The sequence below is a fragment of the Serratia sp. OLAL2 genome, assembly GCF_002752475.1.
Taxonomy (GTDB): Bacteria; Pseudomonadota; Gammaproteobacteria; order Enterobacterales; family Enterobacteriaceae; genus Serratia; species Serratia bockelmannii.
Genome location: NZ_MSTL01000019.1, coordinates 798,708 through 812,533, shown reverse-complemented (window position 1 = coordinate 812,533; position 13,826 = coordinate 798,708). Strand labels below are relative to the sequence as shown.

Below are 13,826 nucleotides of genomic sequence, written 5' to 3'. Positions count from 1 at the left end.
AATCACCCAAACCATGAGGAAAGCAGGATGCCAACCATCACGAAAACCCAATCACTTTACACGTTGACCCGGCCAGTCTGGCTGGATGCGGCAGGCATGAGCAAAGGCATCGATCACGATCGCCAGCACCTGGGCGTCATTCTCGCCGCCGGGCAAGTGCTGCGAGTGCGCCAGACCAACGCGGCGTTTACCGGCAAGTTAACGCTGCGCTTGCTGAATGACGACAGCAAAACGGAGGCGGAATTCAGCGTCGGCGCGAGCTGGGTCGAGGCCCAGGTCAATGCCGTCTCGGTGCCGTTCATCGATACGCCGTATGGGCAGGGCGAGCCGGTGCTGGAGTTCGAGCACCCGGACACGGCGAAAGCGTTGCCGGTTTATCGCCGTGGCGAAAACGAAGCCGCGTTCTTTGCCCGCTGGGACGATCGGGACGCCGAGTTTGCCCTGATCGATGCGGAATACGCGGTGTTGCTGGTGCCGAAAATCAGTAAACCGGCGCTGAAGTCACTGGGCGAAGCGAAAAACATCGACGGACTGATCGCCTACTACGATCGCATTTTCACCTTCTACAATGCGCTGACCGGCGTCTCGTTCGAGGCTGAACACGAATCCGATCGCAATATTCGCAACCGCTACTTTATGAAGGCCGATAAACACGGCGCCGGCGCCGCGTATTACGGCGGCCGCTGGACGGCGGAAACCAGCAGCTCGGTCAGCAGCTTCTGGCTGACGCCGAAAGACAGCAACTGGGGCAGCCTGCATGAGATCGCGCACGGCTATCAGGGGCACTTTATGGGCGACAAATATTTCTCCACCGGTGAGATGTGGAACAATATTTATGCCGCTTGCTATCAGGACGTGATGCTGGGGGAACGTAAATACCAGGAGGGGTGGCTGTATAACTACGGCAACGCGGCCGGCGTCGAGAAGAAAATCATCGATCTGATCGCGCAGGGCACGCCACTCAACCAGTGGGATCTGCGCTCCAAGCTGTTCTTCGCGATGCTGATGGTCGACAAGGCAGGCAAGAACGCCTTCACGCACTTTAATCAGCAGTATCGCCAAAGCTGCAACACGGCGGGTTTCGTGCCGTCGGAACATGCCTTGCTGGATCTGCTGTCGGCAAGCTTCGCCGCAGCCGGCGAGCAAATCGACGTGACGCCGTTCGTCGAGCTGACCGGCGGCGTGATCACCCAAGCGCAGCGCGACCGCAACGCGTTCAGCCACGCCAAGGCGGTGTATCCGCTGTATCAACTGGTGGACGCGCAGAGTCTGCCGGTGGTGCAGGCACAGCTGAAGCTGGATTCCTCGCTGCGGCTGGTCGATTCTTGCCAGCTCAAGGCCAGCGGGCTGAAAGGCGACGTCACCCTGAGTCTGGATATCGATGACTTTGCGCAGATCTACGGTGAAGACCTGATCCTGATGGAAGGGGCGCGCTATGCCCACAAAGTCCGTATCGATGCGCCGACCCTGGCGCTGACTGCGCTGCCGATCGGCGTGTATACCTTGCGGTTGCCGACCGGTAAAGATCGTAAATATCGGCCGACGGCGGGTTACCTGACGGTGAAGCAGGGGAAGAACGCGGTGACGCTTCGCTTCGAGCGCAAAGCCGCTTCGCCGATCGTTTCGCAGGAGATCACTCTGTTGGGCCTGAGCGATGCGGTCTTCGCCACCGTGGTCGTCGATCGCGCCAAAGGAGCGGTGGTGGTTGACGTGACCAGCACCACGCCGCACGCCTACTTCCCCGGTGAAACCTATGCCCGGGTGACGCTGCGCGATCGGCAGGGCGCGGTGCGCTTCAGCAAGGAGATTCAGGGCACTCAGGCTACGTTAAGTCATGACGAGCTGCCGTTTGCCGAGGGCGATGACATCGAGATTTACCATGTGGAGCCGAGCCGGGTGCGTTTGAATCCGGCGGCGGCCGGCGTCATCGATAACAAAAACAAAACCAACGTACTGCGCATCGAAACAAGCGGGCTGAAAAACCCGGCGTTGCCCGGCGATCCCGAACAGGCGCTGCTGGCGCGCCTGGAACAGGCGGCGCAGCGTTTGCGTCGCCTGTTGCCGGCTTACTATGCGCCATCGTCGTCGTTCAAGGACGATATTTATCTGGCGATCGGCGCCTTTGCCGAGCCGCAGCGCGAGTCACTGTTGGCGACCTATCGGGATTGCCTGCCGGCCGACAATACGCCGCCGGGCGCTAACGTCGGCAATGCGTTTACCGTGGCGTGCAAAGGGATTGGCGATCGCCAGTTCCTGACCGGCGCCATCGATCTGGTGAAGAAAACCGTTACCGTCACGCTGGCGGCGGGGATTGCTCACCACTACTTTGCCGACAGCTACGCCTTCCTCAGCGTGACGGATGCGGACGGCAACGTCTTGCTCAGCTACGACGTCATCGGCAGCCAGAATCAACCGGCCAAAACCTGGGTGTTGCCGTTGTCAGGCTACGGCGGTGAAGTGATTCATCTGCGGCATGAAGAGCCGGACAGCCGCCTGGCGATCGTCAACGAAATGCAGCACCTGCGGCTGGCGGAGAAGGGCAAGCAACAGACCTACTGCATTACGCCGGTCGGTTTGAAACGCATCAAGGATTGATCCCCATCGGCCTTCGGGGCGGCGAGTGTCGTCGCCCCGTTTTTTCCTCTGCATCATCCCCTTATTGCACTCTTTTTGTTCTCCCGCTGCGCGCCGCTGGTGCAGGCCGTTCACCTTCGTCGTCATAAGTTTTAATTATAATTTATTGAAATCATGAGATTAAAAATTGGCACGCCGGTTGCTCTGTTGAATCCCATCTTGTGTACCAGATGGAATTCAGTCGATGAGCGAATCTGTTGTAGCGTGCGGTTTTACCCTCAGTGAATGGCAACACCATTACCAAACCCGCCCGGCGGGCGAGCGCCTTGCCTGCGTCAGTGCGACGATCGAAACGCTGGTCGCCGGGCTGAACCCAGACGATAACGCCTGGCTGTATCTCGCCACGCCGGCGCAGCGCGAGCAGCAGTATCGGCAGCTGGCACAGAGGCTCGAGGCGGTCGCTGGCGATCTCAGCCGCCTGCCGCTGTTCGGCGTGCCCTTCGCCATCAAAGACAATATCGACGTCGGCGGCTGGCCGACCAGCGCCGCCTGCCCGGCGTTCACCTATCAGGCCGCGGCGGACGCCACCGTGGTCGCCCGCCTGCGCGCCGCCGGGGCGATCGCCCTCGGTAAAACCAACCTCGACCAGTTCGCTACCGGGTTGGTGGGCACTCGCTCACCGTATGGCGCGGTGGTCAACAGCTTCGACAGCCGCTACGTCAGCGGCGGTTCCAGCTCCGGCTCCGCCTCGGTGGTGGCACGCGGCCTGGTGCCGTTCGCGCTCGGCACCGACACCGCCGGTTCGGGGCGCGTGCCCGCCGGGTTCAACAACATCGTCGGGCTGAAGCCGACCAAGGGGCGGTTGTCCAACCGCGGCGTGGTGCCGGCCTGTCGGTTGAACGATACGGTGTCGGTCTTCGCGCTGACCGTGGCCGACGCCGCGCAGGTGGCGGAGTTGGCGAGCGGGTTTGACGCGGCAGACCCGTATTCCCGCCCCGATCCGCATACCGCGCCGGCGGATATCCCCGCCGCACCGCGTTTCGCCGTTCCCGCCCAGCTGGAGTTTTTCGGCGACGTTCAGGCCGAGCGGGCGTTTCACCGTGCGCTGGCGCAGCTGCAGGCGGGCGGCGCGACGCTGGAACCCCTCGATTTCGCGCCGTTTCGCACTCTGGCGGAACAGCTGTATTACGGCCCCTGGGTGGCGGAGCGCACGGTAGCCATTGAGCAGGTGCTGGAAGCGAGCCCGCAGGCCATCGATCCGGTGGTGCGCGGCATCGTCGGCAACGGCCTCGGCTACAGCGCCTGCGACGCCTACAAGGCGGAATACCTGCGCGCCGAGCTGGCGCGGCAAATCGCCCAGCGGCTGGCGCCGTTCGACGCGCTGGTGGTGCCGACCGCGCCCACTATCCGCACCCTGGCGGAGATGGCGCAGGAGCCGGTGCTGTTCAATTCGCAATTCGGCACTTACACCAATTTCACCAACCTGGCCGATCTGAGCGCGCTGGCGCTGCCGGGGCCGCAGCGCGAAGACGGTCTACCGGCGGGCATCACCCTGATTGCGCCCGCCTGGCATGACCGGGCGTTGGCGGCGTTTGGCCTGCGCTGGCAACGGCAAAGCGCCTTGCCGCTCGGCGCTATCGGCCGGGCATTGCCGCCGCAGCCTGTGCCTGCGCCGTCCACAGGGCACGTGCGTCTGGCGGTAGTGGGCGCTCACCTTAGCGGCATGCCGCTCAACGTCCAGCTGACACAGCGCGACGCGGTGCAGGTGGAGCAAACCGCTACCGCCCCCTGCTATCGCCTGTATGCGCTGGCCGATACCGAGCCGCCGAAGCCGGGGCTGGCGCGCGCGGCGCAGGGGGCGGCGATCCGCGTTGAGCTGTGGGACATCCCGCTGGCCCGTTTCGGCGAGTTTGTGGCGGAAATTCCGGCGCCATTGGGCATCGGCACGCTGCTGCTGGCGGACGGCCGGCGGGTGAAGGGGTTTATCTGCGAAGCCTGGGCGCTGGAAGACGCGACGGATATCACTGAGTTTGGCGGCTGGCGCGACTATCTCGCCAGCGTTAAGGGGGCATGAACATGTTTACTACCGTACTGATCGCTAACCGCGGCGAAATCGCCTGCCGCGCCATTCGCACCCTGAAACGCCTGGGCGTAACCAGCGTGGCGGTCTATTCCGACGCCGACCGCAATGCGCCGCACGTCGCCGAGGCCGACAGGGCGGTGGCGCTTGGCGGCGACAAGGCCGCCGACAGCTACCTGCGCATCGACAAGATCCTCGCGGCGGCCGCGGCCACCGGCGCGCAGGCGATCTACCCCGGCTACGGCTTTTTGTCCGAGAGCGCCGAGTTTGCCGACGCCTGCGAAGCGGCGGGCATCGCCTTTATCGGCCCGACGGCGGCGCAGATGCGCGAGTTCGGCCTCAAGCACCGGGCGCGCGAGCTGGCGGCGTTGGCCGGGGTGCCGATGACGCCGGGCACCGGCTTGCTGGAGAGCGTTGAGCAGGCGGTTGCCGCCGCCGCACGCATCGGCTACCCGGTGATGCTGAAAAGCACCGCCGGCGGCGGCGGCATCGGTCTGACGCGCTGTGACGACGAGGCGGCGCTGCGCGACGCGTACGACAGCGTCAAACGGCTGGGAGAGCAGTTCTTCCGCGACGCCGGCGCCTTTATCGAACGCTTCGTCGATCGGGCGCGCCACGTCGAGGTGCAGATTTTCGGCGACGGCCAGGGGCGGGTGGCGGCGCTCGGCGAGCGCGACTGTTCGCTGCAGCGGCGCAACCAAAAGGTGGTGGAGGAAACCCCGGCGCCGCATCTGCCGGCGGCGACCCGCCAGGCGCTGCACCGGGCGGCGGTGGCGCTGGGCGAGTCGGTGAATTACCGCAGCGCCGGCACCGTAGAATTTATCTATGACGCCGCGCGCGACGAGTTTTATTTCCTGGAAGTGAACACCCGCTTACAGGTCGAGCACCCGGTCACCGAAATGGTCACCGGCCTGGATCTGATCGCATGCATGCTGCAGGTGGCGGCGGGCGACGCGCTGGATTGGGCGGCGTTGCAGCGCGCGCCGCAGGGCGCGGCGATCGAGGTGCGCCTCTACGCCGAAGATCCGCTGAAAAACTTCCAGCCCAGCCCCGGCGTGCTGACCGAGGTGCATTTCCCTGACGACGTGCGCCTCGACGGGTGGGTGGCGACCGGCAGCGAAGTGTCGGCGTTTTACGACCCGATGATCGCCAAGCTGATCGTGCACGGCGCCGATCGGGCGCAGGCGCTGGAAAAATTGCGCGTGGCGTTGGCGGCGACCCGTTTGCACGGCATCGCCACCAACCTCGACTATCTGCGGCAGGTGATCGCCACGCCGCAATTTCAGCGCGGCGACGTCTGGACGCGACTGCTGGACGATGTGCGTTTCCAGCCGCACTGCCTCGAAGTGCTGCAACCCGGTACCTACAGCAGCGTGCAGGATTATCCCGGCCGCCTCGGCTATTGGGACATCGGCGTGCCGCCGTCCGGCCCGATGGACGACTTCGCGTTTCGGCTGGCCAACCGCATCGTCGGCAACCACCCGGCGGCCGCCGGGTTGGAGTTTACCCTGCAGGGGCCGACGCTGCGCTTTCACTGCGACGCCACCCTCGCGCTGACGGGCGCGAGCTGCCCGGCCGATCTGGATGGCGAGGCGGTCGCCTACTGGCGGCCGATCGCGGTGCGGGCCGGGCAGGTATTGACGCTGGGGCGCGCCACGCAAGGCTGCCGCACCTATCTGGCGGTACGCAACGGCTTTGACGTGCCGGTGTATCTCGGCAGCCGCTCCACCTTCGCGCTGGGCCAGTTCGGCGGCCACGCCGGGCGCACCTTGCGGGTGGCGGACATGCTGGCGATCGCCCAACCGGCGCTGGCGGCCAGCACTACGCCGGCGCCGATCGCCGCGCCGCAGGCGATGGACGACAGCCTGATCCCGCACTACGGCGATCAATGGCACATCGGCGTGCTGTACGGGCCGCACGGCGCGCCGGACTTTTTCACCGCTGAATCGATAGAGGCCTTTTTCGCCACCGACTGGCAGGTGCATTACAACTCCAACCGCCTCGGGGTGCGCCTGTCGGGGCCAAAGCCCGAGTGGGCGCGGGAGGACGGCGGCGAGGCCGGTTTGCATCCTTCCAACGTGCACGACTGCGAGTACGCCATCGGCGCCATCAACTTCACCGGCGACTTCCCGGTGATCCTGACCCGCGACGGGCCGAGCCTTGGCGGCTTCGTCTGCCCGGTGACCATCGCCAAGGCCGAACTGTGGAAAGTGGGGCAGGTGAAGCCGGGCGACCGCATCCGTTTCCATCCGATCGGCTTCCGGCAGGCGCAGTCGCTGGAGCAGGCGCAGCTCGGCAGCATCGAAGCGCTGGCGGCGGTGAAGGCCATCACCCTGCCGCCGCCGGATCTGGCCCCGGCGGATAGCGTTTCCGCCGCGGTGCTGGCGGCGCTGCCGGCGGCGGAAGGGCGCCCGGCGGTGGCGTATCGCCAGGCGGGGGACGGCTACATCCTGATGGAGTACGGCGACAACGTGCTCGATCTGGCGCTGCGGCTGCGCATTCATCTGCTGATGCAGTCGCTGCGTGAGGGGGCGATACCGGGCGTGGCGGAGCTGGCGCCGGGCGTGCGTTCGCTGCAGATCCGCTACGACAGCCGGCAGATTAGCCAGGCCGACCTGCTGCAGCGCCTGCTGGCGCGCGAACGGGCGCTGGGGGACGTCAGCCGCCTGAAGGTGCCGACGCGCACCGTGTGGCTGCCGATGGCGTTTGAGGATTCGGCCACGCTGGGGGCGGTGGATCGCTATCAACAGACGGTGCGCGCCTCGGCGCCCTGGCTGCCGAACAACGTCGATTTTATTCAGCGCATCAATGGCCTGAGCCGACGCGAGCAGGTGCGCGACATTCTGTTCGACGCCAGCTACCTGATCCTCGGGCTGGGCGACGTCTACCTCGGCGCGCCCTGCGCGGTGCCGCTCGATCCGCGCCATCGCCTGCTGAGCTCCAAATACAACCCGGCGCGCACCCACACCGCCGAAGGGACGGTCGGCATCGGCGGCATGTACATGTGCATCTACGGCATGGATTCGCCGGGCGGTTACCAGCTGGTGGGGCGCACGCTGCCGATCTGGAACAAATTCCTCAAAAACCCGCAGTTCACCGCCGGTGAGCCCTGGCTGCTGCGCTTCTTCGATCAGGTGCGCTTCTACCCGGTCAGCGAGCAAGAACTGGACGAGCAGCGCGAAGCGTTCCGTGAAGGGCGCATGCAGGTGCGCATCGAAGAGAGCGAATTCGACTTCGCCGCCTACACCCGTTTCCTGGCCGACAACGCCGGGGCGATCGCCGACTTCCAGCATCGCCAGCAGCAGGCGTTCAGCGCCGAAGTGGCGCGCTGGCGCAGCGATGACGACGAGGCCGAGGCGCAGCTGTTGCCGCCGGAGGAAGAAGACGCCATCGACGGTGATCTGGTCAGCGCCGATCTGAACGGCAGCGTGTGGAAGATCCTGGTGGAACCGGGGCAGGCGGTGGCGGCCGGGCAGCCGCTGATCGTGGTCGAGGCGATGAAAATGGAGCTGGCGGTCACCGCACCGCGCGCCGGGATCGTTAAACGCATCAGCTGCCGGCAGGGGCGGCCGGTCGGGCCGGGCGACGCCCTGCTGTGGCTGGAAAAGGCGGTCTGAACGGAGGAGCGATGATGCAAATCACCAACGGAGAGCACAAGGCGCGGCCGGAGGGGCTGGCGGAGCGCATTTATCTGCAGCTCAAGGCCGACATCTTCGAGTTTCGCCTGCTGCCAGGCGATCGCTTCAGCGAAAGCGACGTGGCGCAGCGCATGGCGGCCAGCCGCACGCCGGTGCGCCAGGCGCTGTTTCGACTCGAGCGTGAAGGCTATGTCGAGGTGCTGTTTCGCAGCGGCTGGCAGGTGCGGCCGTTCGACTTCGCCTACTTCGAAGAGCTGTACGACCTGCGCATCGTGTTGGAGCAAGAGGCGGTGAAACGGCTGTGCGAACGCCCGGCCGGGGAAACGCCGGACGCGCTGGCGGCACTGAGCCGTTTTTGGACCGAAGCGCCGCGTCTGGCGGACGGCAAGGCGGTGTCGCAGCACGATGAGCAGTTTCATCAGGCGTTGGTGGCCGCGGCGGGCAACGGCGAAATGGCGCGCATCCACCGCGAGCTGACCGAAAAGATCCGCATCATTCGCCGGCTGGATTTCACCCAGCAGGCGCGGGTGGACGCCACCTACCGCGAGCACGCCGCCATTTTGCAGGCGATCCTGCGGCGGCAAAGCGGGGAGGCGCAAACGCTGCTCGGCGAGCATATCGCCGTCAGCAAGGCAGAAGTGCGAAAAATAACGCTGCACATGTTGCACCAGGCGCGGGCTCAGCAGCCTGCGCGCTCGGCGTAACGATTTTGATTTCACACACATCAGGAGTTTGAACTATGCAACGTCGTCGTTTTATCAAAGCTTTTGCGCTGTCCGCCGCCGCTGTCGGCCTGGGCCTGGCCTGGAGCGCGCAGGCCGCCGACACCATCAAGGTCGGTATTCTGAGTTCGCTCTCTGGCACCATGGCGATTTCCGAGACGCCGCTGAAGGATGTGGCGCTGATGACCATCGACGAGATCAACGCCAAAGGTGGGGTGCTCGGCAAAAAGCTGGAGCCGGTGGTGGTGGATCCGGCCTCCAACTGGCCGCTGTTCGCCGAAAAGGCGCGCCAGTTGCTGAGCCAGGACAAGGTGGCGGCGGTGTTTGGCTGCTGGACTTCGGTGTCGCGCAAGTCGGTGCTGCCGGTGTTTGAGGAGCTGAACGGCCTGCTGTTCTATCCGGTGCAATACGAAGGCGAAGAGATGTCGCCGAACGTGTTCTACACCGGCGCGGCGCCGAACCAGCAGGCGATCCCGGCGGTGGAATACCTGCTGAGCGAGGACGGTGGCGGCGCCAAGCGCTTCTTCCTGTTGGGCACCGATTACGTCTATCCACGCACCACCAACAAGATCCTGCGCGCCTTCCTGCACAGCAAAGGCGTGCAGGACAAGGATATCGAAGAGGTCTATACGCCGTTCGGCTACAGCGATTACCAGACCATCGTCGCCAACATCAAGAAGTTCGCCGCCGGCGGCAATACCGCGGTGATCTCCACCATCAACGGCGATTCCAACGTGCCGTTCTACAAAGAACTCGCCAACCAGGGCGTCAAGGCCACCGACGTGCCGGTGATCGCCTTCTCGGTCGGCGAGGAGGAGCTGCGCGGCATCGACACCAAGCCGCTGGTGGGCAACCTGGCGGCCTGGAACTACTTCGAATCGCTGGATAACCCGACCAACAAACAGTTTGTCAGCCAGTGGAAAGCCTACGCCAAGGCGCACAATCTGCCGAATTACGCCACCGCGGTGACCAACGATCCGATGGAAGCCACCTACATCGGCCTCCACATGTGGGCGCAGGCGGTGGAAAAAGCCGGCACTACCGACGTCGATAAGGTGCGCGCGGCGATGGCCGGGCAAACCTTCGCCGCGCCGTCGGGCTTCACGCTGACCATGGACAAGACCAATCACCACCTGCACAAACCGGTGATGATCGGCGAAATCGAGGGCAACGGGCAGTTCAACGTGGTGTGGCAGACCGAAGCGCCGGTGCGCGCGCAGCCGTGGAGTCCGTATATCGCCGGCAACGACAAAAAACCGGATTATCCGGTGAAAGGCGGCAAGTAACGTCACTCAGCGCCGGCGCGGCTCGACGCGCGCCGGCCCAACAGAAGAGGCAGCTGATGCAATCTCCGTTTTTATCCTCTCTGCGCGCCGGGCTGTGGCTGCTGTGCGCCTGGCCCCTGCTGGCGCAGGCCGGGCCGGCCGATGAGTTCGCGGCGGCCAATCGCGCGCAGCAGGCCAAACTGCTGCAGGCGTGGGCGGCCGAGCCGGACGCCGCGCGCCTGCCGCTGCTGCAGGGGCTGCAGCAGGAAACCGTGGCGATCGACGAGGCGAAGCGCGCCTTTATCCGCCAGGGCGACCGCTATCTGCCGCTTGAAGGTGAGGCGGCCCCGGTTGGCGAGCCGAAGAAAGTGTGGCTGAACAACCGGCTGCGCATTCTGATTGCCAACGCGTTGTCGGCGCAGCGGTTGGTCAGCGCGGACGCGGCGGTGCGGCTGCAGGCGGCGACCGCGCTGCAGCGCGAGGCGCAGGGCGAGCAGTTGCCGCTGTTGACCCGGCGGCTGGCGCAGGAGAAAGACCCGCAGGTACGCGACGCGCTGAGCATTGCGCTGGCGAACCTGCAATTGGCCGACGCCAGCCCGCAGGTGCGCTTCAATGCGGTGCGGCTGCTGGGGGAATCGGGCGAGCCGGAAACCCGCGCGCGGCTGCAGGCGTTGACCGACGCGGCCAATGAGCCGGACGCCGCGGTGCGCGCCGAGGCGCAGCGCAGCCTGCAGCGCGTGCAGCACCGCCTGATGATCGGCGATCTGCTCGGCCAGGCGTTCAGCGGCCTGTCGCTCGGCTCGATCCTGCTGTTGGCGGCGCTCGGCCTGGCGATCACCTACGGCCTGCTCGGCGTCATCAATATGGCGCACGGCGAAATGCTGATGCTCGGCGCCTATTCCGCCTATCTGGTGCAGGGGTTGTTTCAGCAATTTGCGCCGCAGTGGCTGGCGCTCTACCCGCTGGCGGCGCTGCCGGTGGCGTTCGCCATCACCGCCGGGATCGGCATGGCGCTTGAGCGTACGGTGATCCGCCACCTGTACGGCCGGCCGCTGGAAACCCTGCTGGCCACCTGGGGCATCAGCCTGGTGCTGATCCAGCTGGTGCGGGTGCTGTTCGGCGCGCAGAACGTCGAGGTCGCCAACCCGGCGTGGCTGTCGGGCGGGGTGCAGCTGTTGCCGAACCTGGTGCTGCCGTGGAACCGCATCGCGGTGATCGTGTTCGTGCTGCTGGTGCTGGCGTTGACCTGGCTGCTGCTGAACAAAACCCGGCTCGGCATGAACGTGCGCGCGGTGACGCAAAACCGCGCGATGGCGGCCTGCTGCGGCGTGCCCACCGGGCGGGTGGACATGCTGGCCTTCGGGTTGGGATCCGGCATCGCCGGGCTCGGCGGGGTGGCGCTGTCGCAGTTGGGCAACGTTGGGCCGGAGCTGGGGCAAGGTTACATCATTGATTCGTTCCTGGTGGTGGTACTCGGCGGCGTCGGCCAGCTGGCGGGGACGGTGGCGGCGGCCTTCGGCCTCGGCATCGTCAACAAGATCCTCGAGCCGCAGATCGGCGCCGTGTTGGGCAAGATCCTGATCCTGGTGCTGATCGTTCTGTTTATTCAAAAGCGTCCGCAGGGGCTGTTCGCCCTTAAGGGCAGGGTGATTGACTGATGAGCCAACCATTGACCGTAACCGGCGTGCAGAAAGCGCCCCGGCTGGCGTTGAGCATCGGCGGGCTGGCATTGCTGGCGCTGCTGGTGATGCCGTTCATGACGTTGTTGCCGGCGGATCATCCGCTGGCGGTGTCCACCTATACCCTGACGCTGGCGGGCAAGATCCTGTGCTACGCGGTGGTGGCGGTGGCGCTCGATCTGGTGTGGGGCTATGCCGGGCTGCTGTCGCTCGGCCACGGGCTATTCTTCGCGCTCGGCGGCTACGCCATGGGCATGTACCTGATGCGGCAGGCGGCGGGCGACGGGCTGCCGGCGTTTATGGCGTTCCTCTCCTGGAACGAGCTGCCGTGGTTCTGGAGCGGCACCCAGCATTTCGCCTGGGCGCTGTGCCTGATCGTGTTGGTGCCGGGCCTGCTGGCCTTTCTATTCGGCTACTTCGCCTTTCGCTCGAAAATCAAAGGGGTGTACTTCTCGATCATGACCCAGGCGCTGACCTATGCCGGCATGCTGCTGTTCTTTCGCAACGAGACCGGCTTCGGCGGCAATAACGGCTTTACCGGTTTCACTACGCTGCTCGGCTTTCCCATCACCGCCGCCGGCACGCGGGTGGCGCTGTTCCTGGCGACGGTGCTGCTGCTGGCCGCCAGCCTGGCCATCGGCTTTGCCCTGGCGCGCAGCAAGTTCGGCCGGGTGCTGACCGCGGTGCGCGATGCGGAAAACCGCCTGACCTTCTGCGGCTACGATCCGAAGGGCTTCAAGCTGTTCGTCTGGACGCTGTCGGCGGTGCTGTGCGGGCTGGCCGGCGCGCTCTATGTGCCGCAGGTCGGCATCATCAACCCCGGCGAAATGTCGCCGACCAACTCGATCGAGGCTGCCATCTGGGTGGCGCTCGGCGGGCGTGGCACCCTGGTGGGGCCGCTGCTCGGCGCCGGCATCGTCAACGGCGCCAAGAGCTGGTTCACCATGGCCATTCCTGAATACTGGCAGTTTTTCCTCGGCCTGATGTTTATCGTCGTCACGCTGTTTCTCCCGAAAGGAGTGATTGGCCTGCTACGTCGGAGGAAAAGCTCATGAAGGCGATGCAAGTGACCGACGAACTGTTTACTCATCCGCTGCCGGCGGACAAATACCGGCAGCAAACCGATCCGGTGCTGCAGCTCGACAACGTCAACGTCAGCTTCGACGGTTTTCGCGCGCTGACCGATCTGTCGTTGCGCATTGGCGTCGGCGAACTGCGCTGCGTGATCGGCCCCAACGGCGCCGGCAAGACCACGCTGATGGATGTGATCACCGGCAAAACCCGGCCGGACAGCGGCAGGGTGTTTTACGATCAGACCGTCGATCTGACCCGGCTGGCGCCGATGCAGATCGCCCACGCCGGCATCGGCCGCAAGTTTCAAAAACCGACGGTGTTCGAGGCGCTGACGGTGTTCGAAAATCTGGAGATCGCGCAGAAAACCCGCAAGTCGGTGTGGGCCTGCCTGCGCGCCCGCCTAAGCAGCGAGCAGCGCGACCGCATCGACGAGATGCTGAAGACCCTGCGGCTGGGGCATGAGCGCCACCGGCCCGCCGGGCTGCTGTCCCACGGGCAGAAACAGTTTCTCGAGATCGGCATGCTGCTGGTGCAGGAGCCGCACCTGCTGCTGCTCGACGAGCCGGCGGCCGGCATGACCGACGCTGAAACCGACTACACCGCCGAACTGTTCCGCGAGCTGGCGGGCAAGCATTCGCTGATGGTGGTGGAGCACGACATGGGGTTTGTGGAAACCATTGCCGATCGCGTGACGGTGCTGCATCAGGGACAGGTGCTGGCGGAAGGATCGCTGGCGCAGGTGCAGGCCGATGAACGGGTGATTGAGGTATATCTGGGGCGCTGAGGAGGCGTAA

8 protein-coding genes are annotated in these 13,826 nt (G+C 65.3%); all 8 read left to right on the top strand.

All coding sequences use genetic code 11. The features are described from left to right. Positions 1 to 27 precede the first annotated feature (27 nt). The 8 genes from BVU99_RS21235 (at position 28) to urtD (ending at position 13,816) form a co-directional block, all read left to right on the top strand. On the top strand, positions 28 to 2,595 hold the full coding sequence (locus BVU99_RS21235) for a putative mucin/carbohydrate-binding domain-containing protein (protein WP_099816746.1): 2,568 nt from the start codon (positions 28 to 30) through the stop codon (positions 2,593 to 2,595). Positions 2,596 to 2,818: 223 nt separating this feature from the next. Continuing rightward, positions 2,819 to 4,648 carry an allophanate hydrolase gene (gene atzF / locus BVU99_RS21230; protein ID WP_099816747.1) on the top strand — a complete coding sequence of 610 codons (1,830 nt, stop codon included), beginning with the start codon at positions 2,819 to 2,821 and terminating at the stop codon, positions 4,646 to 4,648. 2 nt (positions 4,649 to 4,650) lie between these two features. Continuing rightward, on the top strand, positions 4,651 to 8,271 hold the full coding sequence (gene uca / locus BVU99_RS21225) for an urea carboxylase (RefSeq protein WP_099816786.1): 3,621 nt from the start codon (positions 4,651 to 4,653) through the stop codon (positions 8,269 to 8,271). A 14-nt stretch (positions 8,272 to 8,285) separates the two neighbouring features. Then, positions 8,286 to 8,996, top strand: a complete 711-nt coding sequence (locus BVU99_RS21220) for a GntR family transcriptional regulator (protein WP_049203931.1) — start codon at positions 8,286 to 8,288, stop codon at positions 8,994 to 8,996. Between the two features lie 35 nt (positions 8,997 to 9,031). Continuing rightward, positions 9,032 to 10,300, top strand: coding sequence for an urea ABC transporter substrate-binding protein (gene urtA / locus BVU99_RS21215; RefSeq protein WP_049203893.1), 1,269 nt, complete (start codon positions 9,032 to 9,034; stop codon positions 10,298 to 10,300). Between the two features lie 56 nt (positions 10,301 to 10,356). Next, entirely contained in the window at positions 10,357 to 11,937 is a 1,581-nt protein-coding gene (urtB, locus tag BVU99_RS21210; RefSeq protein ID WP_099816748.1) for an urea ABC transporter permease subunit UrtB, read from the top strand. Beyond that, a complete protein-coding gene (gene urtC / locus BVU99_RS21205; RefSeq protein WP_025302022.1) occupies positions 11,937 to 13,013 on the top strand; it encodes an urea ABC transporter permease subunit UrtC in 1,077 nt (358 codons plus the stop codon). Before urtB ends, urtC begins: the two co-directional genes overlap by 1 nt. Then, positions 13,010 to 13,816, top strand: a complete 807-nt coding sequence (urtD, locus tag BVU99_RS21200; RefSeq protein ID WP_015377102.1) for an urea ABC transporter ATP-binding protein UrtD — start codon at positions 13,010 to 13,012, stop codon at positions 13,814 to 13,816. The genes urtC and urtD overlap by 4 nt, the downstream gene beginning before the upstream one ends. Positions 13,817 to 13,826 lie beyond the last annotated feature (10 nt).

Excerpts from the sequence above, each read along its gene's own strand:
- urtA (WP_049203893.1), top strand. The coding sequence starts at position 9,032 with ATGCAACGTCGTCGTTTTATCAAAGCTTTTGCGCTGTCCGCCGCCGCT.
- BVU99_RS21220 (WP_049203931.1), top strand. The coding sequence starts at position 8,286 with ATGCAAATCACCAACGGAGAGCACAAGGCGCGGCCGGAGGGGCTGGCG.
- urtB (WP_099816748.1), top strand. The coding sequence starts at position 10,357 with ATGCAATCTCCGTTTTTATCCTCTCTGCGCGCCGGGCTGTGGCTGCTG.
- BVU99_RS21235 (WP_099816746.1), top strand. The coding sequence starts at position 28 with ATGCCAACCATCACGAAAACCCAATCACTTTACACGTTGACCCGGCCA.
- urtD (WP_015377102.1), top strand. The coding sequence starts at position 13,010 with ATGAAGGCGATGCAAGTGACCGACGAACTGTTTACTCATCCGCTGCCG.
- uca (WP_099816786.1), top strand. The coding sequence starts at position 4,651 with ATGTTTACTACCGTACTGATCGCTAACCGCGGCGAAATCGCCTGCCGC.
- atzF (WP_099816747.1), top strand. The coding sequence starts at position 2,819 with ATGAGCGAATCTGTTGTAGCGTGCGGTTTTACCCTCAGTGAATGGCAA.
- urtC (WP_025302022.1), top strand. The coding sequence starts at position 11,937 with ATGAGCCAACCATTGACCGTAACCGGCGTGCAGAAAGCGCCCCGGCTG.